Here is a 20,298-nt window from a genome sequence, read left to right as displayed (position 1 = left end):
CCCGTGAAGGGTGGGGACCCGGTCCCCCGTTTCCCGTCGGCCGCGTCCCTGGCGGTCAGAGGCCGAACGGCCAGATGAGGCCCTTGTTCATGGTGATGAGCACGACCAGCACCATCAGGTCGGCCGCGCCGAGGACCAGGCCGAGGATCGCCCGGACCGGACGCCGGGTGCCCCGGACGAGCGCGACGCCACCGAGAATCAGGGCGAAGGGGCCGAGCACGATGTTGAAGGCCAGCAGGCCGACCAGGCCCAGCACGAACGAGGCGACGGCCATGCCGTCGGAACCGTCCGAGCCCGACCGGGCTTCCATGGCGCGCAGTTCGCGCTCACGGGCGGGTACGTAGGAGTCCATGGGTGGGTTCCCCCCTGGGAGACGTGGGGTCAACGGTGGCGGTGGTGCCCGACGCGCTCGCGGACGTAGAACGTGAGCAGCCAGACACCGACCACGCCCGCGGCGACGAAGAAGACGGAGGACGAGGTGTACGAGACGGTGCCCAGGAGGATCCCCATGGCGACCAGGACGACGAGGAGGGTCACGGCGTGTGCCTTTCTCGGTTGCCGGATGGCACTGCGGGCTGCGGACGACGTCACAGCTCAGTGAACAACTGGAATAACAGTTGTTCACTGAGTCGGTACTCTACTCTCGCGCAACTCGGCGAACGGCTGTTTACTGGATGACATGAGTCACACCCTCGGGGTCCGTGAGGCCCAGAAGCAGCAGACCCGGCGGGCCCTCCTCGACGCGGGCCTGCGCCTGCTGGAGAACCAGAGTCTGAGCAGCCTGGGGCTGCGCGAGGTCACCCGTGAAGTGGGGGTCGCGCCCGCCGGGTTCTACCGGCACTTCCGCGACATGGGCGATCTCGGAGTGGCCCTGGTCGCCGAGTCGCTGGGCAGTCTGCACGCGATGATCCGGGCGATCCTGGCCGAGCAGGACGACGCCGAGGAGGTCATCGCCCGCTCCGTCCGCGTCATCACCCTGCACGTGCGCGACCACCGGTCGCACATCCGCTTCATCGCCCGCGAGCGGCACGGCGGGGTGCAGGCCGTCCGCGAGGCCATCGCCGCCGAACTCTCGCTCTTCGCCGACGAAGTGGCCGCGGGGCTCGGCGCGCAGCCCGTCTCGCAGGGCTGGACGGCCGAGGACGTGCGCATGCTCGCCGAGTTGTACGTGGACCGCATGCTGATGACGGCGATCGCCTTCATGGAGGCGCCAACCGGCGACGCCGCGGCCGAGGAACGCATCGCGGAGCGGGCCCGCAAGGAGCTCTACCTGATCCACCTGGGACGTCGGCACTGGCTGGACGCCTGAGGGTGAATTGACACTTGCATGGGCCCGGCATCTAGGGTGGTCGCATGGCTTTCGCACTCTTTCGGCGCAATCGGACGGCCAACGGCACCACGGATCCGGCTCTGTTGCCACCGATCGCCAGGGGCGCGGGACTGATCAGCTGTCAGGTGCTCGACCCCGCGGGTCGGCCGATGGGCGGGGCCGAGGTCACCGTGTCCGACGCCCGCACCCACCGCACGCAGGTGAGGGCGATCAGCGACCCGTACGGGACGTTCCTCGCCACCCTGCCGCCCGGGCACCACTCCGTGATGATCAGCGCGGACGGCATGCGGCCCTACCGGGGCACGGTGGAGATCGCGGAGGGACTCCAGTCCCCCATCGGCGCGGTGCGGTTGACCCCCGCACCGGGGCTCGAACTGCCGCCGCCGGGCACCTGGTTCTTCGACCCGCCGCACACGGCCGTCCGGTTCATCGCCAAGCACGTCGGCATGGCCCATGTGCACGGCCGTTTCGACCGCTTCGAGGGCGGCATACGCGTCGCGGAACGCATGGAGGACTCCCACGTCGAGATCACCATCGACGCCGCGAGCATCAACACCGGCAACCGGACCCGGGACGACCACCTGCGCTCCGGTGACTTCCTGGACGTGGCCGCCCATCCCTGGATCCGGTTCGCGAGCGACCGTTTCGTGCACCAGGGCGGCTCCCGGTGGGCCGTCCACGGCCACCTCAGCATGCACGGCACCAGCCGCTCGGTGACCCTGGACACCGACTACCTGGGCATGGCGACCGGCGGCTACGGCGAGGAGCTGCGCTGCGCCGCCTTCGCCACCGCCGAACTGCACCGCGACGACTACACCCTCAACTGGCGGAGCATGCTGGCGCGGGGCATCGCGGTGGTGGGCCCGACCATCAAGCTGGAACTCGACGTCCAGGCCATGTTCTCCAGCCACGACACCCCGACGCCACCGGAGTAGCCGCCGCGCGTGCCCTCAGCCCGCGGAGGGCACCGGTGTGATGACGGCGAAGGCCGCGCCCTGCGGGTCGACGACCTGGCCGAAGCGCCCGACCTGCGGCATGTCCATCGCGGGGACGCGGATCGTGCCGCCGGCCTGGACGGCCTTGGCGAGCATGGCGTCGCAGTCGGCCACCGCGAAGTACGGCAGCCAGTGCCCGCCGGCGCCCGCGGCCAGCATCTCCTCGTCGAGCTGCATGACGCCGCCGTGGGCGTCGCTCTCGCCGCCGCCCGCCGGGGAGACCATGGTGTAGACGTTGCCGGGCATCTGGGAGTCCTCGGTCTTCCACTCGAAGACCGAGCGGTAGAAGGCCAGCGCCGCGGGAGCGTCGGTGGTGTAGAGCTCGGTCCAGTACAGGGAGCCGGGCTCGTTGACGACGTCCAGGCCCTTGTTGGCGCCCGGCTGCCACACGCAGAACCGGGCCCCGGTCGGGTCGGCGTACGCCGCCATCCGCCCGAGGTCGAAGACGTCCATGGGGGAGAACCGCACCCCGCCGCCCGCCTGTTCGACGGACTTGGTGGTGGCGTCGGCGTCGGCCGTCTGGAAGAACGGCTCCCAGGCCGCGGTGGTGACGCCGGGTTCGTTGTTCGGGCCGATGCCCGCGACGGTCCGGTCACCGGTGCGGAACATGCCGTAGCCGCCGGCCTCCGGTCCGGCCGAGAGGAAGTCCCAGCCGAAGACCTCGCGGTAGTAGGCCACCGAGGCCTCGACGTCGGGGGTCCCCAGGTCGAGCCAGTTGGGGGCGCCGGGAACGTAGTTGGTGCTGAGCATGGGGTGCTCCTTCGACGGGGGGTGCTGTGCCCTGGTCGCTCCCAGTCTTGCAGCGGGCACTGACAGTGGCCCCGTGCCGCTCCGTCAGCCCTGCCGTGGCTGGCTGGCGATGACCGCGAACAGCGCGCCGAAGGGGTCCGCGAGGTGCGCGAAGCGCCCGACGCCCTCGGCGTGCTGCGGCGCCATGACGACCGTCCCGCCCAGCTGCGCGGCCTTGGCGACGACCGCGTCGGCGTCCTCGACCTCGAAGTAGGGCAGCCACCGCGGGGTGACGCCGGCGGCCCTCATCTCCTCGGTGATCTCCACGATGCCGCCCAGGGACGCCTCCCGGCCGCCGCCCGAGGTCGACAGCACGGCGTAGCGGGTGGTGCCCAGCGGCACGTCCTGCGCCTGCCACTCGAAGACCGCGCCGTAGAAGGCGCCGGCCGCGGCGGCGTCCGGCGCGTACAGCTCCGCCCACCCGAGGCTGCCCGGCTCGGTGACCACGTCGAGGCCCTTGGTGTCGCGGGGCTGCCACACGGCGAACTCCGCTCCCCCGGGGTCGGTGAAGCCGGCCATCCGGCCGTTGCTGAAGACGTCGAAGGGCGCGAAGCGGACCGTGCCGCCGGCCTGCTCGACCGCCTTGGCGGTGGCGTCGGCGTCGGCCGTCTGGAAGTACAGCGTCCAGGAGGACCGCATGCCCTCCTCGCTGAGCGGCCCGAACGCGGCCACGGTCTTCCCGCCGAGACGGAAGAAGCCGTAGCCGCCGGCCTCGGGCCCGAGCGACTGCGCGTCCCAGGCGAAGAGCCCGGTGTAGAAGGAGACCGCCGCCCCGAGGTCCGGGCTGCCCAGGTCGATCCAGTTCGGGGCGCCGTTGACGTACTGGGTGGTGAGCATGGCGGTCTCCTTGGCCTGCGTGCGTGCCCGGTGCTGCCGTGGTCCCGGTGTCCGTCCTCAGTCTGGCACCGGTGCCCGGCTCGCGCCGGGCGGCGTCACTTCCCCTGGGTGAACGCGTCGTAGGCCTTGAGCACGTCGTCCGTGGGGCCGTCCATCCGCAGCGTGCCGTGCTCCAGCCAGATGGCGCGGTCGCAGGTGTCGCGGATCGACTTGTTGTTGTGGCTGACCAGGAAGACGGTGCCGGCCTCCTTGCGCAGTTCGCGGATCCGCGCCTCGGAGCGCTTGCGGAACCGGTTGTCGCCGGTGGCGAGCGCCTCGTCGATCATCAGGACGTCGTGGCTCCTGGCCGCGGCGATCGAGAAGCGCAGCCGGGCCGCCATGCCGGAGGAGTAGGTCCGCATCGGGAGGGAGATGAAGTCGCCCTTCTCGTTGATGCCGGAGAACTCCACGATCGAGTCGTAGCGCTCCCGCACCTCGTCCTGCGACATCCCCATCGCCAGGCCACCGAGCATGATGTTGCGCTCGCCGGTCAGGTCGTTCATCAGGGCGGCGTTCACGCCGAGCAGCGAGGGCTGCCCCTGGGTGTACACCTTGCCGCTCTCCGCGGGCAGCAGCCCCGCGACCGCCTTGAGGAGGGTCGACTTGCCCGAGCCGTTGGAGCCGATCAGCCCGATCGACTCGCCCCGGTAGGCGGTGAAGCTGACGCCGCGCACGGCGTGCACCTTGCGGACGTTGGGGTTGCCTCCCTTGCGGCGGACCAGCCGCGACAGGGCGTTGACCGCGGTGCCGCGGCCGGACCCCGCGCCGTGCACCCGGTACACGATGTGCAGGTCGTCCACGATCACGGTGGGGATGCGCTCAGCCACGGCCGTACCTCTCCTCAGCCTTCCAGAACCACACGAAGCCCCCGATGCCCATGACCAGGGCCCAGCCCAGGGCGACCGCCCACACGTGCGGCGGCAGCTGCTCGGAGGTGAAGCTGTCGATCAGCGCGAAGCGCATCAGGTCGATGTAGACCGCCGCCGGGTTCAGACCGAGCAGGATCTTCACGGCCTGCGGCGCGTGCGCCGCCACGTGGCTGATGCTGTACATGACACCGGAGGTGTACATCCAGGTCCGCAGGATGAACGGCATCAGCTGCGCGAGGTCGGTCATCTTGCTGCCGAGCCGCGCCATCACCAGCGCCAGGCCCGCGTTGAACACCGACTGCAGGATCAGCGCCGGGATCGCGAGCAGCCAGGACGGCCTCGGCACCTCGCCGGTCATCAGCACGATGGCGAAGAGCACCAGCATCGACATCAGCAACTGCTGCAGCTGCATGATCGTCTGCGCGATCGGCAGGCTGGCGCGGGGGAAGTGCAGGGCCCGCACCAGGCCGAGGTTGCCCGAGATCGCACGCACGCCCGCCATCACCGAGGACTGGGTGAAGGTGTAGACGAAGATGCCGGTGACCAGGAACGCGATGTAGTTGTCCACGCCGCGGTCGGTCCCCAGCAGCAGGCCGAAGATCAGGTAGTAGACCGCCGCGTTGAGCAACGGGGTCAGCACCTGCCACAGTTGACCCAGGCGCGCCCGCGTGTACTGCGCCGCCACGCGGGCGGTGGCGTACGAGGTGATGAAGTGCCGGCGTCCCCACAGCTGCCGCACGTAGGCGCCCAGACCGGGACGGGCCCCGCTCACCGTGAGGCCGTACTTGGCCGCCAGCTGTGCGGGGGACGGCGCCGGAGCGCCGGGCGGCGCGGGCGCCGCTGAGGAGGACTCGATGTCAAGGCTCACGAGGGGGGCGCTTCCGTTCGGGGGGTGAGGCGCAAGGGGGGGTGGTTGTGCGCCGACGGAACGAGACCGTATCGTCGTTACCAGGACGTTAGACCACACGAGCGTTGGAACGCAACCGTTCCGTCCCGTCGTCGCGTAGGCTGCCGGACATGGCACCGGACACCGCACCCCCACGACGCGCCCCCGCCGGGGCGGCTGTGCTCCGAGACGATGTCACGGAGGCGATCCGGGCGGCCGTCTTCGAGGAGCTCGCCGCGGTCGGGTACGGCCGGATGTCCATCGAGGGCATCGCACGGCGTGCGGGCGTGGGCAAGGCCGCGGTCTACCGGCGCTGGCGTTCCAAGCTGCCGCTCGTCCTCGACGTGGTCTCCGCCGTCGCGGCGCTCGGCGTGCCGGCGCCCGCCACCGGCAGCCTGCCGGGCGACATCCGGATGCTGCTGGAGGTGACGGCGCGGGCGCTGCGGCACCCCGTCGCCTCGCAGATCATCCCCGACCTGCTGGCGGAGGCCTCGCGCAACCCGGAGATCGCCGAGACCCTGCAGACGGCGCTGCGCGACACCCAGCGCGGCATCGCCACCGCCATCGTCGAGGCCGCGGTCGAACGCGGCGAGCTCCCCGCCGGCACGGACTGCGACCTCGCGCTCGACCTCATGGCCGGCCCCCTCTACTGGCGCCTCGCGGTCCTCCGCTCCCCCCTCACCCCCCGCTACCTCGACCGTCTCGCCGCCGCCACAGCCGCGGCCCTGGCGGCGTCGGCCTGACGCCTGCGCGGGCCGGGCTCCAGGTAGACCTGGCCCAGGGGACTGTGGCGCAGCCGCCTGACCTCGAGGTCCGTGATCGACGCGGGCGGGTCCAGGTCGGCCTGGTCGGCCTGGTCGCGGGCCGCGGCTCGCCCCATCGCGGCGGCCACGGCGGCGTCGGCTCCTTCCTTGGTGTCGTCGACGACGTAGTAGTGCCAGGTCTCGCCACTGCGGGCCGCGTGGCGGCGCAGGCCCACGAGCCACTGGTCCGTGCAGGTCGCGGGGCCGGCCGGATACTGACGGTCGATGGTGGTGTGCATGCCTTCTGCTCCCCTGGATCAGTCGGCCACCGGGGGTGGTGGCCGGCCGGGGCCGCCCGCCGGCTCAGTCGGCGGGCGGCCTCGTGGCGGTGGCGTCCCGTGCGGGCCGCGGCCCGGTCAGATCGTGGACGCGTCGATCACGAAGCGGTAGCGCACGTCGCTGGCGAGGATGCGCCGGAAGGCCTCGTTGATCCGGTCGGCGGGGATCAGCTCGATCTCCGCGCCGAAGCCGTGCCCCGCGCAGAAGTCCAGCATTTCCTGCGTCTCCGCGATGCCGCCGATCAGGGAACCGGCGATGGTCCTGCGGCCGGTGATCACGGAGAAGAGGTCCAGGGAGATCGGCTCCTCGGGCAGGCCGACGTTCACCAGGGCGCCGTCGGTCTTGAGCAGCTTGAGGTAGGCGCCGAAGTCGAGCGGAGCCGAGACGGTGGACAGGATGATGTCGAAGGTGCCCTCGAGCTCCTCGAACGTCCTCGGGTCGCCGGTGGCGCGGTAGTGGTCGGCGCCCAGCCGCAGTCCGTCATCCTTCTTGCGCAGGGACTGCGAGAGCACCGTCACCTCGGCGCCGAGCGCATGGGCGATCTTGACGGCCAGGTGACCGAGGCCGCCCATGCCCAGGACCGCCACCTTCCTGCCCGGTCCGGCGCCGAAGTGCCGGAGCGGGGAGTAGGTGGTGATGCCGGCGCAGAGCAGGGGTGCGGCCACGTCCAGGGAGAGGCCGTCGGGGATGCGCAGGACGTAGTTCTCGTCGACGACGATGGCGCGGGAGTAGCCGCCGTAGGTGGGCTCGCCGTCCCTGCCGACCGCGTTGTACGTGAAGATCATGCCGCCGCCCGTGCAGTACTGCTCCAGGCCCGCCTTGCAGTTGTCGCAGGTGCGGCACGAGTCGACCATGCAGCCGACGCCCACCCGGTCACCGACCTGGAACTTCGTGACGCCGGGGCCGACTTCGGAGACGACGCCGGCGATCTCGTGGCCGGGGACCATCGGGAAGATCGCCTCACCCCAGCCCTCGTCGACCTGGTGGATGTCGGAGTGACAGATGCCGGCGTACTTGACGTCGATCAGGACGTCGAACTCGCCGACCTCGCGACGCTCGATGGTCATGCGCTCCAGCGGGGACTTGGGAGCGTGGGCGGCGTACGCGTGGGTGGTGGTGGTCATGTCCGTGGTCTCCTCAAGGATCGGTGCCATCACGTTCGGTGATCGCGGCAGGTGGCGGCAGCCTCGATGCGCTCGGGGATGCCGTCTGCGGGAGGGGAGGGGGACCGGGAACGGGGGCTCGGCTGGATCCGTGCCTGCCCGGTGGGCCTCCGCAATCCAGGACACCACGCGGGAACCGGGCCGCAGGGGCCGCTTTCCGGCCCTGACCTGCCGGGGAACCGGTTGCGTAGGACTCGGCGACCCCCTTTCCCGGGTCGCCCGCGCGACCTGGCGAGCGAGAATGGACGCATGGCCCGCAACGTCGAGCTCAGCGAGTTCCTGCGTCGATCACGCGCCCGTATCTGCCCCGAATCGGCCGGGCTGCCCGAACGGGGCGCCTACCGGCGGGTGCCGGGGCTGCGCCGGGAGGAGGTCGCCCAACTGGCCGGAGTGAGCACCGACTACTACACGCGGCTGGAGCAGGGGCGGCAGATCAGCCCCTCGGCCGGTGTGCTGGAGGCGGTGGCCGCCGCGCTGCGGCTCGACGACGCCGAACGTGCCCACCTGTTCGACCTCGCCGGACCCAAGCCCGGCACCGCCCGCCGCCGCTCGGCGCCGACCGTCCAGCGCGTCAGGCCCGGGATGCGGCGGTTCATGGACTCCTTCGTCGACCAGGCCGCCTTCGTCCTCGGGCGCCGCACCGACGTGCTGGCCACCAACCACCTGGCCCGCGCGCTGATGGCCGATTTCGACGCCATGCCGGTACGCGAGCGCAACCTCACCCGCTGGATCCTGCTGGACGAGGCCGCCCACGCCCTGTACCCGGACTGGGAGCAGGTCGCCGCCGAGATGACCGCCACCTTGCGCCTCGACGCCGGCCGTCACCCCGAGGACACCCGCACCGCCGAGCTGGTGGGCGAACTGGCCATGAAGAGCGAGCACTTCCGCCGCTGGTGGGCCGACCACAAGGTCTTCGACCGCACCCACGGGACCAAGCGTCACCACCACCCCGTCATCGGCGACCTGACCGTCGACTACCAGGCGTTCACGATGCCGGGCGAGCCCGACCAGACCCTGTTCATGTACCTGCCGGCGCAGGAACAGGCCTCGCAGGACGCCTGGAAGCTGCTCGCCAGCTGGAGCGCCCGGGAACCGGCGGCACGACGGGACGCCGGCGGCCGCGGTGGCGCTCCCGCGCGCGCCGACAACACCCGGGGGTTCGACCGGCGTTCGGCCTGAGGCGGGCGGCGCCGGTGCCGCTGCCGGTGCCGCTGCCGGTGCCGCGCTTCAGCCGCGGGGGACGGCAAAGTCGTCGAGGCGGGCGCGTTCGGGGGTCAGGGCGGACCAGGGGCCGGGCCAGGTGAGGACGGCGAGGGCGGAGGTCGGGAACTTGTCGGCGGCCCGGAGCAGGGCGTCGGCACGGGCCTCGCCCGTCAGGCGCAGGACGAGGTCCTGGACCCCCGGGTTGTGGCCGACCAGCAGGAGCGACGCGGCGTCGTCGGGGGCCTCGCGCAGAACGTCGAGGAGGGCGCGGGCGGTGGCCGCGTAGACCCGCTCGTCGAGGCGCACCGGCGGGGGCGGCGTGGCGCCCAGGGCCTCGGCGGCGAGTTCCCAGGTCTCCTGGGTGCGCCGGGAGGTCGAGCAGATCACCAGGTCGGGGGTGTGCTTGCCCTCGCGCAGCCAGCGGCCGACGGCCGGGGCGTCACGTCGGCCGCGGGGGCCGAGCGGGCGGTCGTGGTCGGGGACGTCCGGCGGCCAGGCCGACTTGGCGTGCCGCAGCACGACGAGCCGTCGCGGTCCTTCCGTGCGGCGCCTCACGACCTCACCCCGCCGACCTCGCCGGTCAGCTCGAGGGCGAGCACGCGGTCCGCCTGGGCGAAGGTCTCGAAGCGGGAGCCGTCCGGCAGGGCGGTCTCCGTCTCCAGCCGGTCGAGGGCGGCCAGGTAGGCGGCGGTGTCCAGATCCGCGCTCAGGGCCGCCTGGAGACGCTCCACGTACTCGGCGCACATCGGTCTGGACGGCGATTCGGCCCAGCGGGCCACGGCACCGCGCCAGTGCCGGAGCCCCGCGTCCGCCGCCTCAAGGGTCCGCGGGGTCAGTTCAGCCGGGGCCCGGCGGTCCAGACGGAGCAGCGCCAGCCGTACGCCGGGCCCCGCGGTTACCTCGTCCGGGTGAACCGGTCCGACGTCCAGGCGGGGGCCGCCGGTCCCGGTGCCCGCCGGTGCGACGTGCACGCGGGCGGGGCCGGCGAGCGCCTCCTCGGCCTCGCGTACGTCGTCGCCGCGTGCCGCGCCGGGCTTGATGCCCAGTGCCGCCGCGGCCGCGTCCAGGGCGGGGTCGGCCGGGCCCACCGAGGCCACCAGCACCTGCCCGCCGTGGGTCTCCGCCGTACGCGCCAGGACGTCCGCCAGCAGCAGCACCCTCAGCGCGGTCGTCCCGCCCACGGCGCCGGTGTGGGCCAGCACCCGCAGCGGAAAGCGCCGCCCCGGGTCCAGTTCCACGGGCTCGCCGCTCCTGCCGTCCACGATGCGCAACACGCCTCCGAATCTAACCCGTACGGCTCACCGGCGCAGGTGCCCGCACCGGGTGACGGGGTCTCGCACGGCGCTCGCGCGCAAAGGGGACGACGCAGCCGCCCGGCGGGCCCGGCAGGACCGCCGGCACGCGGACGACCACGAAGTGCCGTGCGGGCCGGAGGACTTGCGGCCGGCCGGCGCGGTGCGCCCCGGTGCGACGACGGCGTGCCGTCCGCCGCACGGGCCCGGACGGTGTCGCCGGTTGCGGGGCCGGCCCGCTGGCACATGTGAGACGTGGCGCTTTGACGCCAGTCGCCGGTCGTTCCCCCGGTCCGGGCGGGGCCGGTAGGACCGGGCCATGACCTCCCTCATACCCCGTCGCCCACGAGGCGGACGGGCCCTCGCGGCCGCCGTCGGCGTCGTCGCCGTCCTCACGACCCTGACCGGCCCGGCCGGGCCCGCGGCGGCGGACGGCACACCGCCGGCACCAGCCGCGGCCCGTCCCTCCGTCGCCACCCGCACGGTCACGCTGATCACCGGCCATGTCGTCCGGGTGACGGACGTCGGCGGCGGCAAGAAGTCCGTCGACGTGCGGCGCCCGCACGGCTCCACCGGAGGCGTACGGACCGAGACCGTCGGCGACGACCTGTACGTCTACCCGGACGAGGCCCTGCCCTACCTCGCCGCGAACCGCCTGGACCGAAGGCTGTTCGACGTCACCTCGCTGATCGAGCAGGGCTACGACGACCAGCACAGCACCGGCATCCCGCTGATCCTCGGCTACCGCGGCGAGGTCGCGGCCACGGCGCCCGCCGGCACCACCAAGGTGCGGTCGCTCAGGAGCGTCAACGGGGCCTCCGTCAGGGCGGCCAAGAAGCAGGTCAGGAAACTGTGGACCTCGGTGGCCACGGACGCCCCCGCGGACCGGCCCACCCTGCGCGGCGGCCTGTCCAGGATCTGGCTGGACGGCCGGGTCCGCGCAACGCTCCACGACAGCACCGCGCAGATCGGCGCGCCCGCGGCCTGGGGCTCCGGGCTCGACGGCAAGGGCGTCAAGGTCGCCGTGCTGGACACCGGGGCCGACACCCACCACCCCGACCTGGCGGGCCGGGTGAGCGGCGCGGTCAGCTTCGTGCCCGGCGAATCCGCCGAGGACGGCAACGGGCACGGCACGCACACCGCCTCCACCGTGGGCGGCAGCGGCGCCGCTTCCGAAGGCGCCGAGAAGGGCGTGGCCCCCGGCGCGGACCTGCTGATCGGCAAGGTGCTCGCCGACGAGGGGTACGGCGAGGACTCCTGGGTCATCGCGGGCATGGAGTGGGCGGTCGGTCAGGGCGCCAAGGTGGTCAGCATGAGCCTCGGCGGGTCCGAGCCCACCGACGGCACGGACCCGATGAGTCAGGCCCTGGACCGGCTCAGCGAGAGCAGCGGCGCGCTGTTCGTCGTGGCCGCCGGCAACACCGGCTACGAGGCGTCGATGAGCGCCCCGGGAACCGCCGGCTCCGCGCTGACCGTGGCCGCGGTGGACTCCGAGGACGAGCTCGCGTACTTCTCGACCACGGGCCCGCGGTACGGCGACTACGCGCTCAAGCCGGACATCGCCGCCCCCGGCGTGGACATCCTGGCCGCGAAGGCCGGGGGCAGCGCCGACGGCGGCTGGTACCAGACGATGAGCGGTACCTCGATGGCCACTCCGCACGTCGCGGGCGCCGCGGCGATCCTGGCGCAGGAGCACCCGGACTGGAGTGCCCCGCAGCTCAAAGACGCACTGATGAGCACGGCCAAGCCGCTCCCCGGACTGACGGCCTATCAAGTCGGGGCGGGGCGGGCCGACCTGGCCGCCTCCACCGCGGCCACGGTCACCGCCACCGGCTCGGCGTACTTCGGCTTCGACGCCTGGCCGCACGGCGGCCCGGCCGCGGTCGGACGCACGGTCACCTACCGCAACAGCGGCGGCTCCCCCGTCACCCTTGCCCTCGGCATGACCGCAGCCGTGGCCGGCGGCCCGTACGACGTCGATCCGGGCGCCGACGCCGGGACCCCCGCACCCGAGGGGATGTTCACCCTCTCCGCGGACTCGGTGACCGTCCCGGCGCACGGGACGGCCTCCGTCACCGCCACCGCCCGGCCGGGGCTCGGCGCCGACGGCCGCCGCTACCTCGGGCAGATCTCCGCGAGCGACGCGTCCGGCGCCGTGCGGGCACGTACCCAGGTCGGGCTGTACCGGGAGGAGGAGCGTCACCCCCTCGACGTCACGCTGAAGGACCGGTCGGGCAAGCCCGCCCCGGGCTTCGTCCAGTTGCAGCGCTTCGGCACCGACGCGGACCCGCAGATCGTCCCCGTGGACGGGACCGGCCGCGCGACCGTGCGACTGCGGGCCGGCACCTACAGCGCGCTGAGCTACCTCGCCGTAGCCGGCAGCCACGGCCCCGACTCCCTCGGCATGGCCCTGATGGGCGACCCGGAACTCGTCATGGACCGGGGCCGCGCGCTCGTCCTGGACGCGAGCAGGACCCTCGAGGTCACCGCCGAGGTGCCGCGCAGGACCGAGGACCGGATGCTCTACATGAACTGGTACCGCTCGGACGGCGGTACCAGCACCGTGGACTCGCAGTACCTCCTGCCGTCGACGTACGACAGCATGTTCGTCCTGCCCACCCGGCAGGTGACCCGCGGCACCTTCGAGTACGAGACCCGTTGGCGCAAGGCCTACCCGCTGCTGTCCCTGTCCCGTGACGGCAGGCCCGTCACCGTCCTGGGCCAGGCCGGGACCGGCTTCTACGAGGGCCGGGAACGCATGGGCGTGGTGTACGCCGGTTCCGGCGCACCCGCCGACTACGCCGGGCTGCGCGTCAAGGGCAAGGCCGTGCTGGTGGACCGCTCGGACGCGCTCACCGGCTCGCAGCGGGCCGAGGCGGCGGCCGACGCCGGCGCCGCCCTGCTGATCGTCGTCAACGACGGACCGGGCAAGCTCCTGGAGTACGTCGGCACCGACGAGGGCGGCTACAGCAGCGTCCCGGTGGCCTCGGTGACCACCCGCGAGGGCAGGCCGCTGATCGAGCGGGCCCGGCACGGGACGCTGCGCCTGGACGTCGAGGGCGTGCCCGACTCGCCGTACGTCTACGACCTGGTCGCCCCGCACCCGGGCCGGATCCCGGCGACGGGCCTGACCTACCGGCCGCGCGCCTCGGAACTGGCCGTCGTGGACATGCGCTTCCACGGCACCACCGGGTACCCCAGTGGCGAGTACCGCTGGGACTACCGGCCCTACCGCACCTACGCGGTCGGGTTCCCGCTGAGGATGGACATGCCCGGGACGCGGACCGACTACCTCTCCGCGCAGCCCGGTACCTCGTGGGCCGAGGACGCGATCACGGGGCCCGGTCTGGCTCTCGAGTCGAACGGCGCCCTCACCACGTACCGGGCGGGCACCCGGGTGGCGAGCGACTGGTTCGCCCCCGTCGCGCATCCGCGCAACGGCGGCGGCTACTGGTGGTCCGAGCGTCAGCAGGGCTTCCTGTCCTTCAACGTCCAGCCCTGGACGGACAGCGGGAGCGGCCATGGCGGCACCATGCAGGACGGCACCGCCGGCCTGGACCTCAAGGTGTACCAGGACGGTGAGCTGGTGAAGACCTCGGCGTACGCGTCGGCGACGCTCTGGCCGGTCCCGACCGTGCCCTCGACGTACACCCTGGACCTGCGCGCGGAGCGCGACGCGGCCGCCTACCGCCTCTCCCCCCGGACGCACAGCGTGTGGCGGGTCAGGTCCGAGCCGGTCACCGATCCGCTGGGGATCGACCGGATGGCCCTCATGCAACTGGACTACGGGATCGCCACCGACCTCTCGGGGAACGCGCGCGGCGGCCGGCAGACCCTGCGCCTGACCGGCAGCCACCTGCCGCACGCGGCGGGGGCGGGCCGGGTCGCGGGCGCGACGCTGTCCGTCAGTTACGACGACGGGCGCCACTGGCGTCCGGTCCGCCTGGACCGTACGGCGGCGGGTCACTGGACGGCCCGTTTCGACGCCCCGCACCGCGGGTTCGTGTCGCTGAAGGCCCGGACCTGGGACGACGCGGGCAACAGCCTCACGCAGGAGGTGACGCGGGCCTACGGACTGAAGTAACTTTCCGCATCCGCGTCAAGGGCGGGCCCCGGGCATCCACAGGCCGGGGCCCGCCCGGCGTCCCCACCCGCTCCGAGGAGTCCCATGCTCGCCGCGCTCGGTCTCGGCCCGGCCGAAGAGGAGATCTACCGTCTCCTGGTGGCCCGCGGCCGTGCCGCCGTCCACGAACTCGCGGCCGAAAGCGGCCGGGCCACCGGGGAGGTACGGGAACTGCTGACGGCCCTGACCGGGCGCGGCCTCGCCGTGCACGAGGCCGTGACGGGCACGGCGGCCAGGTTCACGGCGGCACCCCCCACGGTCGCCCTCGGCGGCGAACTGCGGCGACGGCGCGACGAGCTCGGCGCGGCGGAGCACGCGGTGCTGGCACTGGCCGAGCAGCACCGGACCTCCGCCGGGAGCGGCGTCGTCGAGGTGATCAGCGAGGTCGGCGCCGTACGGCACCGGTTCCGGCAGCTCCAGGAGTCCGCCCGGCACGAGGTGCGGTCGATGATGGTGCCCGAGCTCGCCGTGGTGCGGCCGGACGACAACGCGGCCGAGAGCGCCGGGGTCCGCCGCGGGGTCCTCTACCGCACGATCGTGCAACGTGACGCCCTCAACGAGCCCGGCATGGTCACGCGGGCGCTCGCGGACCTCGCGGCGGGCCAGCGGATCGGCGTCACCGACGTCGTCCCGGTGAAATTCATGATCGCCGACCGGGACCTGGCGATGCTGCCGCTGCTCAGCGGCCGGAACACCGCCGCGGCGTCGGTGCTGGTGCACGCGGGCGGGCTGCTCGACGCGCTGGTCGCGTACTTCGAACTGGCCTGGGAACAGGCCTATCCGCTGTCGCCGCGGGCGGCGGGGGACGGCGTCGCCGAGGAGCGCCCGGACGGCATCGAGGAGTTCGACGCCCGCCTGCTCGCGCTGGTGCTCGCCGGGCTCACCGACGAGGCGGCCGCGAGCCGCCTCGGGGTCTCCCGGCGCACCGTCCAGCGCCGCATCGCCGAACTCATGGCCAAGGCCGGTGTCGACAGCCGCATCCAGCTCGGCTGGCACGCCGCCCGCCGAGGCTGGGCCTGAGCGCAGGGTCGCCCGGGCCGGGCGGGCGGGGACGGTCAGTCGTCCTCGGCGGACGCCGGGGTGTCGCGGTCGGGGCCCTGCGCGCGGACGCGCTGGACGTGCTCCAGGGATGCGCGCAGGTCGCCGAGCCAGGTGTCGGTGTTGCCGCGGACGAGGCGGACGCACCAGGCGAGGGCCTCGCTGCGGCTGCGGGCGACGCCGCCCGCGACGAGGGTGTCGAGGACCTGGCGCTCGGGCTGGCGGAGCCGGGTCATGACGGGGACGGAGACGGTGGTGTACAGGGCCCGGCGCCCGCCGCACTCCACGCCCCAGGAGACCTTGCGGCCGAAGCGGTGTTCCGCCTCGCGGGCGACGGCGACGCGGTCCTCGCGGGTGCGCTCCCGGAACTCGGCGATCCGTCCGTCGAGCGCGGCCTCGCGTTCCACCGGTGACGCGCCGGCGCCGACCGCGGGCTCGGGGATGCGGCCGACGACGGTGATCTCCTCGCGGTCGACGGCCACGTCCACGAGCGCCTCGAACAGTCCGTCGGGGAGCCGCCCGGCGAGCCAGCCGCGCAGCGCTTCCTTCTGTTCGCTGGTAATCATGTAATCAACATTACGCCTCGGATTTCCGAGCGCAAGAGCCCCCTGAAACTCGCGTCCGAGGCGTCGCGTTGTCCCCGGGCGCGACTTACAGTTGCGCGTATCGGAGCAGAACGGGGGATTCGCCACGCGACGCCTCTGGGAGGGCATATGACCCGCATCTCGGTGAAGGTGGACGGCACGGCCTACGAGGACGAGGTGGAGCCCCGCCTCCTGCTCGTCCATTACCTGCGGGACCGGCTCGGTCTGACCGGTACCCCCGTCGGGTGCGACACCACGAACTGCGGTGCCTGCACGGTGGACCTCGACGGGAAGAGCGTGAAGAGCTGCTCGGTGCTCGCCGTCCAGGCCGACGGCGGCGAGGTGACGACGATCCAGGGGCTGGCCTCCGCCGACGGCGAGTGGCACCCGCTGCAGAGGGCCTTCCACGAGCAGCACGCCCTGCAGTGCGGGTTCTGCACCCCGGGCATGATCATGGCCGCCCGCGACCTGCTGCGGGAGAACCCCGACCCCACGCCCGAGGAGGTCCGCGAGGGCCTGGAGGGCAACCTCTGCCGGTGCACGGGCTACATGAACATCGTGCGCGCCGTGCTGGCCGCCGCCGCCGAGGAACGCCGGCACCAGGCTCCCGAGCCCGGCGCCGTGGCCGAGCACGCCGAGCCCAGCACGGCCGGAAGCGGGGCACCGGTATGACCGACCAGCTCACCGGACGCGAGCCCGAGGTCGGCCGCGCCCGGGTCCGCAAGGAGGACGCCCGGCTGGTGACCGGCCGGACCAACTGGACCGACAACATCACCGTCCCGGGCCTGCTGCACATGGCGATCCTGCGCAGCCCCATGGCGCACGCCCGCATCGAGCGGATCGACGTCACGCCCGCCCTGGAGCGGCCGGGGGTCGTCGCCGCGTACAGCGGCCGCGACCTGGCCGAGGGGCTCGGGTCGCTGCCGTGCGCCTGGCCCGTCACCGAGGACATCGTGCTGCCCGAGCACCCGCCCGTCGCCGTCGACGAGGTCCGCCACACCGGCGACCCGGTCGCCGTCGTCGTCGCCCGGGACCGCTACGCGGCCGCCGACGCGCTGGAGGCGATCGACATCGACTACGAGCCGCTGCCTCCGGTCCTGGACATGGAGGCGGCGCTCGCCGAGGGCGCCCCGCTGGTCCACGCCGACAAGGGCACCAACCGCTGCTACACCTGGCCGCTGGCCACCGGCGAGGACTACGCGACCGTGCGCGAGCGGGCCGACGTCGTGCTGCGCCGGCGCTTCGTCCAGCAGCGGCTCATCCCCAACGCCATGGAACCGCGGGCCGTCGTGGCGGTGCCGCCGGACACCTCCGACCAGTACACCCTGTACTCCGCGACGCAGATCCCGCACATCGTGCGCGTGATGATGGCCGTCGTCACCGGCATCCCCGAGCACCGGCTCCGGGTGGTCGCACCGGACGTCGGCGGCGGCTTCGGCTCCAAGCTCCAGGTGTACGGCGAGGAGGCGCTCGGCCTGGCCGTCGCCCGCAAGCTGGGCCGCCCCGTGAAGTGGACGGAGTCCCGCTCGGAGGGCTACCTGGCCACCCACCACGGCCGCGACCAGATCCAGGACCTCGAACTCGCCGCGACGCGCGAGGGGAAGCTGCTCGGGCTGAAGGTCGACCTGCTCGCCGACATGGGCGCGTACCTGATGATCGTGACGCCGGGCGTCCCGCTGCTCGGGGCGTTCATGTTCCCCGGCATCTACAAGATGGACGCCTACGACTTCACCTGCACGGGCGTCTTCACCACCAAGACCCCCACCGACGCGTACCGCGGCGCGGGCCGCCCCGAGGCCACCTTCGCCATCGAGCGCATGATGGACGAGCTCGCCGCCGAACTCGGCATGGACCCGGTCGAGGTGCGCCGCCGCAACTGGATCGGCCACGACGAGTTCCCGTACACCACCATCGGCGGACTGACCTACGACAGCGGGAACTACGAGTCGGCGACGGACAAGGCGCTCGCCCTCTTCGGCTACGACGACCTGCGTTCCGAGCAGCGCAAGCGGCAGGAGAGCGGCGACCGGACGCGGCTCGGCATCGGGGTGTCGACGTACACGGAGATGTGCGGGCTCGCGCCCAGCCGGATCCTGCGCGACCTGCGTTACGGCGCGGGCGGCTGGGAGGCGGCCTCCATCCGCATGCTGCCCACCGGCAAGGTGGAGGTGCTGACCGGCACCAGCCCGCACGGGCAGGGCCATGTGACGAGCTGGAGCCAGATCGCGGCGGACGTGCTGGGCGTGCCCTTCGAGGACGTCGAGGTGCTGCACGGCGACACGCGCACGGTGCCGCAGGGCATGGACACCTACGGCTCGCGCTCGCTGGTCGTCGGCGGGGTGGCCGTGCACCGCGCCGCGCGGAAGGTGGTGGACAAGGCCCGCAAGGTCGCCGCGCACCTGCTGGAGGCGAGCGAGGACGACCTGGACTTCACCGACGGCGTCTTCTCGGTCAAGGGCTCGCCGGAGGCGCGCAGGACCATCCAGGAGGTGGCGTTCGCGACGTTCACCTCGCACGACCTGCCCGACGGGCTGGAACCGACGATCAACGCCGAGCACGTGGAGGACCCGGAGGCCTTCTCCTACCCGCACGGCACGCACCTGTGCGCGGTGGAGGTCGACACCGAGACCGGCCGGGTCCGGATCCGCAGTTACGTGTGCGTGGACGACGTCGGGAAGGTCGTCAACCCGATGATCGTCGAGGGCCAGGTGCACGGCGGTCTCGCCCAGGGCATCGCCCAGGCCCTGTTCGAGGAGGCCGTGTACGACGCGGAGGGCAACCTGGTCTCGGGCACCATGGCCGACTACCTGGTGCCCTGTGCGGCCGACCTGCCCGACTTCCTCACCGACCGCACCGAGACGCCGGCGACCACCAACCCGCTGGGCGTCAAGGGCGTCGGCGAGGCCGGGACGATCGCCTCGACCCCGGCGGTGGTCAACGCCGTGGTCGACGCCCTGCGGCCGCTGGGCGTCAAGGACGTGAAGATGCCGTGCACACCGGAACGGGTCTGGCGGGCCCTGCGGGACGCGCGGTCCGCCCGGCCGGAGGAGGACGGCTCATGATTCCCGCGTCGTTCGACTACGCCAGGCCCCGCTCCGTGGAGGAGGCGGTGGGGCAGCTCGCGCTCGCCGGGGAGGACGCGAAGGTGCTGGCGGGCGGTCAGAGCCTGCTGCCCATCCTGCGGATGCGGCTCGCCTTCCCCGAACTCCTGGTGGACGTCGGCCGGATCCCCGGCCTGCGCGGGGTGCGGGCCGACGGGGACACCCTCGTCATCGGCGCCCTGACCTCGCACCACGACGTCGTGCACGACCCGCTGGTGCGGCGGCACGCCGGGCTGCTGGCCGCCGCCACGGCCACGGTGGCCGATCCGGCGGTGCGTCACCGCGGCACGATCGGCGGCGCCCTCGCCCATGCCGACCCCGCGGGGGACGTGCCCGCGGCCGTCCTCGCCCTGGACGCCGAGCTGGTCGTCCAGGGGCCGGACGGGCGGCGGACCGTCCCGGCGCGGGAGTTCTTCACCGACTACCTGCAGACGGTGCTGCGGCCCGACGAACTGCTGGTGGAGGTACGGGTGCCCAAGACGGACGCCTGGGGCTTCCACTACGAGAAGTTCCAGCTCAGCGCGCAGGCCTGGGCGGTGGTAGGGGTGGCCGCGCTGGTGCGGAGGGACGACGGCCGCATCGTCGAGTCCCGGGTCGGGCTGTCGAACATGGGGCCCACCCCGGTGCGCGCCACCGCCTGCGAGGCGGCCCTCGCCGGTGCCGACGCCGTACCGGAGGCGGTGGCCTCGGCCGCCGGCAGCGCGGCGGAGGGCACCCGTCCGGCGTCCGACCTGTCGGCGTCCGCGGACTACCGGGAGCACCTGGTGAGGGTGCTGACCCGCAGGGCCGTCCTCGCCGCGGCGGACCTGACATGAGGAGCGGACGCAGCGCATGACCTGGCCGGCGCACGGGATTCCCCCGGGGTGGACCGCCCCGGCGGGGTCCTCCTGCGGGCCGCTTCCCGTGACGACGGCACGCGCCGGGGCGGTGGGGCCCCACGGCCCCGGCGCGTGCCGTCGTCACGGGC

20 protein-coding genes are annotated in these 20,298 nt (G+C 73.1%); 9 read left to right on the top strand and 11 right to left on the bottom strand.

What is annotated here, in order from left to right; genetic code table 11:
• Nucleotides 1–55: 55 nt before the first annotated feature.
• Both PV350_RS31670 and PV350_RS31665 read right to left on the bottom strand, forming a co-directional pair.
• Nucleotides 56–352, bottom strand: a complete 297-nt coding sequence (locus tag PV350_RS31670) for a DUF4190 domain-containing protein (RefSeq protein WP_499515149.1) — start codon at nt 350–352, stop codon at nt 56–58.
• Between the two features lie 29 nt (nt 353–381).
• Nucleotides 382–537, bottom strand: a complete 156-nt coding sequence (locus PV350_RS31665) for a hypothetical protein (RefSeq protein ID WP_499515148.1) — start codon at nt 535–537, stop codon at nt 382–384.
• A 142-nt stretch (nt 538–679) separates the two neighbouring features.
• Between PV350_RS31665 and PV350_RS31660 the strand changes: the two genes are divergently transcribed.
• Nucleotides 680–1,309, top strand: coding sequence for a TetR family transcriptional regulator (locus PV350_RS31660; RefSeq protein ID WP_499515147.1), 630 nt, complete (start codon nt 680–682; stop codon nt 1,307–1,309).
• A 44-nt stretch (nt 1,310–1,353) separates the two neighbouring features.
• On the top strand, nt 1,354–2,265 hold the full coding sequence (locus tag PV350_RS31655) for a YceI family protein (protein WP_500337230.1): 912 nt from the start codon (nt 1,354–1,356) through the stop codon (nt 2,263–2,265).
• Between the two features lie 15 nt (nt 2,266–2,280).
• On the opposite strand, the gene PV350_RS31650 is transcribed toward PV350_RS31655, so the two are convergent.
• From PV350_RS31650 to PV350_RS31635, 4 genes are all read right to left on the bottom strand, one after another.
• The gene (locus tag PV350_RS31650) at nt 2,281–3,075 is read right to left on the bottom strand and encodes a VOC family protein (RefSeq protein WP_500337229.1); all 795 of its coding nucleotides are present in this window, start codon (nt 3,073–3,075) and stop codon (nt 2,281–2,283) included.
• Between the two features lie 84 nt (nt 3,076–3,159).
• Nucleotides 3,160–3,951 carry a VOC family protein gene (locus PV350_RS31645; RefSeq protein ID WP_500337228.1) on the bottom strand — a complete coding sequence of 264 codons (792 nt, stop codon included), beginning with the start codon at nt 3,949–3,951 and terminating at the stop codon, nt 3,160–3,162.
• Nucleotides 3,952–4,046: 95 nt separating this feature from the next.
• Nucleotides 4,047–4,817, bottom strand: coding sequence for an ABC transporter ATP-binding protein (locus PV350_RS31640; protein ID WP_499515143.1), 771 nt, complete (start codon nt 4,815–4,817; stop codon nt 4,047–4,049).
• Nucleotides 4,810–5,727: an ABC transporter permease gene (locus tag PV350_RS31635; RefSeq protein ID WP_499515142.1), complete on the bottom strand. Its 918-nt coding sequence runs from the start codon at nt 5,725–5,727 to the stop codon at nt 4,810–4,812. The genes PV350_RS31640 and PV350_RS31635 overlap by 8 nt, the downstream gene beginning before the upstream one ends.
• Before the next feature lie 149 nt (nt 5,728–5,876).
• Between PV350_RS31635 and PV350_RS31630 the strand changes: the two genes are divergently transcribed.
• Nucleotides 5,877–6,488, top strand: a complete 612-nt coding sequence (locus tag PV350_RS31630) for a TetR/AcrR family transcriptional regulator (protein WP_499515141.1) — start codon at nt 5,877–5,879, stop codon at nt 6,486–6,488.
• On the opposite strand, the gene PV350_RS31625 is transcribed toward PV350_RS31630, so the two are convergent.
• Both PV350_RS31625 and PV350_RS31620 read right to left on the bottom strand, forming a co-directional pair.
• Nucleotides 6,434–6,787, bottom strand: coding sequence for a hypothetical protein (locus PV350_RS31625; RefSeq protein ID WP_500337227.1), 354 nt, complete (start codon nt 6,785–6,787; stop codon nt 6,434–6,436). The genes PV350_RS31630 and PV350_RS31625 overlap by 55 nt on opposite strands.
• A 117-nt stretch (nt 6,788–6,904) precedes the next feature.
• Complete coding sequence (locus tag PV350_RS31620; protein WP_499515139.1) at nt 6,905–7,951, bottom strand: NAD(P)-dependent alcohol dehydrogenase; 1,047 nt, start codon at nt 7,949–7,951, stop codon at nt 6,905–6,907.
• 288 nt (nt 7,952–8,239) lie between these two features.
• Between PV350_RS31620 and PV350_RS31615 the strand changes: the two genes are divergently transcribed.
• The gene (locus PV350_RS31615) at nt 8,240–9,169 is read left to right on the top strand and encodes a helix-turn-helix transcriptional regulator (protein WP_500337226.1); all 930 of its coding nucleotides are present in this window, start codon (nt 8,240–8,242) and stop codon (nt 9,167–9,169) included.
• 48 nt (nt 9,170–9,217) lie between these two features.
• On the opposite strand, the gene PV350_RS31610 is transcribed toward PV350_RS31615, so the two are convergent.
• Both PV350_RS31610 and PV350_RS31605 read right to left on the bottom strand, forming a co-directional pair.
• Entirely contained in the window at nt 9,218–9,748 is a 531-nt protein-coding gene (locus PV350_RS31610; RefSeq protein ID WP_499515137.1) for a SixA phosphatase family protein, read from the bottom strand.
• Nucleotides 9,745–10,467 carry a hypothetical protein gene (locus PV350_RS31605; protein WP_500337225.1) on the bottom strand — a complete coding sequence of 241 codons (723 nt, stop codon included), beginning with the start codon at nt 10,465–10,467 and terminating at the stop codon, nt 9,745–9,747. The genes PV350_RS31610 and PV350_RS31605 overlap by 4 nt, the downstream gene beginning before the upstream one ends.
• Nucleotides 10,468–10,804: 337 nt before the next feature.
• On the opposite strand from PV350_RS31605, the gene PV350_RS31600 reads away from it, so the two are divergent.
• Nucleotides 10,805–14,569 (top strand): S8 family serine peptidase, encoded by a 3,765-nt coding sequence (locus PV350_RS31600; RefSeq protein ID WP_500337224.1) that lies wholly within the window; start codon nt 10,805–10,807, stop codon nt 14,567–14,569.
• An 84-nt stretch (nt 14,570–14,653) separates the two neighbouring features.
• Nucleotides 14,654–15,628 carry a helix-turn-helix domain-containing protein gene (locus PV350_RS31595; RefSeq protein WP_499515134.1) on the top strand — a complete coding sequence of 325 codons (975 nt, stop codon included), beginning with the start codon at nt 14,654–14,656 and terminating at the stop codon, nt 15,626–15,628.
• Between the two features lie 35 nt (nt 15,629–15,663).
• On the opposite strand, the gene abmR is transcribed toward PV350_RS31595, so the two are convergent.
• Nucleotides 15,664–16,212: an ATP-binding transcription factor AbmR gene (abmR, locus tag PV350_RS31590; RefSeq protein ID WP_499515133.1), complete on the bottom strand. Its 549-nt coding sequence runs from the start codon at nt 16,210–16,212 to the stop codon at nt 15,664–15,666.
• Nucleotides 16,213–16,359: 147 nt separating this feature from the next.
• Here abmR and PV350_RS31585 point away from each other — a divergent pair, with 147 nt between their 5' ends.
• Genes PV350_RS31585 through PV350_RS31575 form a run of 3 tightly spaced genes read left to right on the top strand, consistent with a single transcriptional unit; the run spans nt 16,360 to nt 20,146 of the window.
• The gene (locus PV350_RS31585) at nt 16,360–16,902 is read left to right on the top strand and encodes a (2Fe-2S)-binding protein (protein WP_326571469.1); all 543 of its coding nucleotides are present in this window, start codon (nt 16,360–16,362) and stop codon (nt 16,900–16,902) included.
• Nucleotides 16,899–19,292, top strand: coding sequence for a xanthine dehydrogenase family protein molybdopterin-binding subunit (locus PV350_RS31580; RefSeq protein WP_499515132.1), 2,394 nt, complete (start codon nt 16,899–16,901; stop codon nt 19,290–19,292). The genes PV350_RS31585 and PV350_RS31580 overlap by 4 nt, the downstream gene beginning before the upstream one ends.
• Complete coding sequence (locus tag PV350_RS31575; RefSeq protein ID WP_499515131.1) at nt 19,289–20,146, top strand: FAD binding domain-containing protein; 858 nt, start codon at nt 19,289–19,291, stop codon at nt 20,144–20,146. Before PV350_RS31580 ends, PV350_RS31575 begins: the two co-directional genes overlap by 4 nt.
• Nucleotides 20,147–20,298: the final 152 nt, after the last annotated feature.

The sequence above is a fragment of the Streptomyces sp. PA03-6a genome, from assembly GCF_033792765.1.
Lineage (GTDB): Bacteria > Actinomycetota > Actinomycetes > Streptomycetales > Streptomycetaceae > Actinacidiphila.
The sequence above is the reverse complement of the archived record's forward strand: the minus strand, read 5'-3'. Positions and strand labels throughout refer to the sequence as shown.

What these genes read in the sequence shown, in the direction of transcription:
- PV350_RS31650 (WP_500337229.1), bottom strand. Translation starts at nt 3,075, where the DNA reads ATGCTCAGCACCAACTACGTTCCCGGCGCCCCCAACTGGCTCGACCTG.
- PV350_RS31575 (WP_499515131.1), top strand. Translation starts at nt 19,289, where the DNA reads ATGATTCCCGCGTCGTTCGACTACGCCAGGCCCCGCTCCGTGGAGGAG.
- PV350_RS31670 (WP_499515149.1), bottom strand. Translation starts at nt 352, where the DNA reads ATGGACTCCTACGTACCCGCCCGTGAGCGCGAACTGCGCGCCATGGAA.
- PV350_RS31595 (WP_499515134.1), top strand. Translation starts at nt 14,654, where the DNA reads ATGCTCGCCGCGCTCGGTCTCGGCCCGGCCGAAGAGGAGATCTACCGT.
- PV350_RS31580 (WP_499515132.1), top strand. Translation starts at nt 16,899, where the DNA reads ATGACCGACCAGCTCACCGGACGCGAGCCCGAGGTCGGCCGCGCCCGG.
- PV350_RS31655 (WP_500337230.1), top strand. Translation starts at nt 1,354, where the DNA reads ATGGCTTTCGCACTCTTTCGGCGCAATCGGACGGCCAACGGCACCACG.
- PV350_RS31600 (WP_500337224.1), top strand. Translation starts at nt 10,805, where the DNA reads ATGACCTCCCTCATACCCCGTCGCCCACGAGGCGGACGGGCCCTCGCG.
- PV350_RS31660 (WP_499515147.1), top strand. Translation starts at nt 680, where the DNA reads ATGAGTCACACCCTCGGGGTCCGTGAGGCCCAGAAGCAGCAGACCCGG.
- PV350_RS31585 (WP_326571469.1), top strand. Translation starts at nt 16,360, where the DNA reads ATGACCCGCATCTCGGTGAAGGTGGACGGCACGGCCTACGAGGACGAG.
- abmR (WP_499515133.1), bottom strand. Translation starts at nt 16,212, where the DNA reads ATGATTACCAGCGAACAGAAGGAAGCGCTGCGCGGCTGGCTCGCCGGG.
- PV350_RS31645 (WP_500337228.1), bottom strand. Translation starts at nt 3,951, where the DNA reads ATGCTCACCACCCAGTACGTCAACGGCGCCCCGAACTGGATCGACCTG.
- PV350_RS31615 (WP_500337226.1), top strand. Translation starts at nt 8,240, where the DNA reads ATGGCCCGCAACGTCGAGCTCAGCGAGTTCCTGCGTCGATCACGCGCC.
- PV350_RS31625 (WP_500337227.1), bottom strand. Translation starts at nt 6,787, where the DNA reads ATGCACACCACCATCGACCGTCAGTATCCGGCCGGCCCCGCGACCTGC.
- PV350_RS31620 (WP_499515139.1), bottom strand. Translation starts at nt 7,951, where the DNA reads ATGACCACCACCACCCACGCGTACGCCGCCCACGCTCCCAAGTCCCCG.
- PV350_RS31630 (WP_499515141.1), top strand. Translation starts at nt 5,877, where the DNA reads ATGGCACCGGACACCGCACCCCCACGACGCGCCCCCGCCGGGGCGGCT.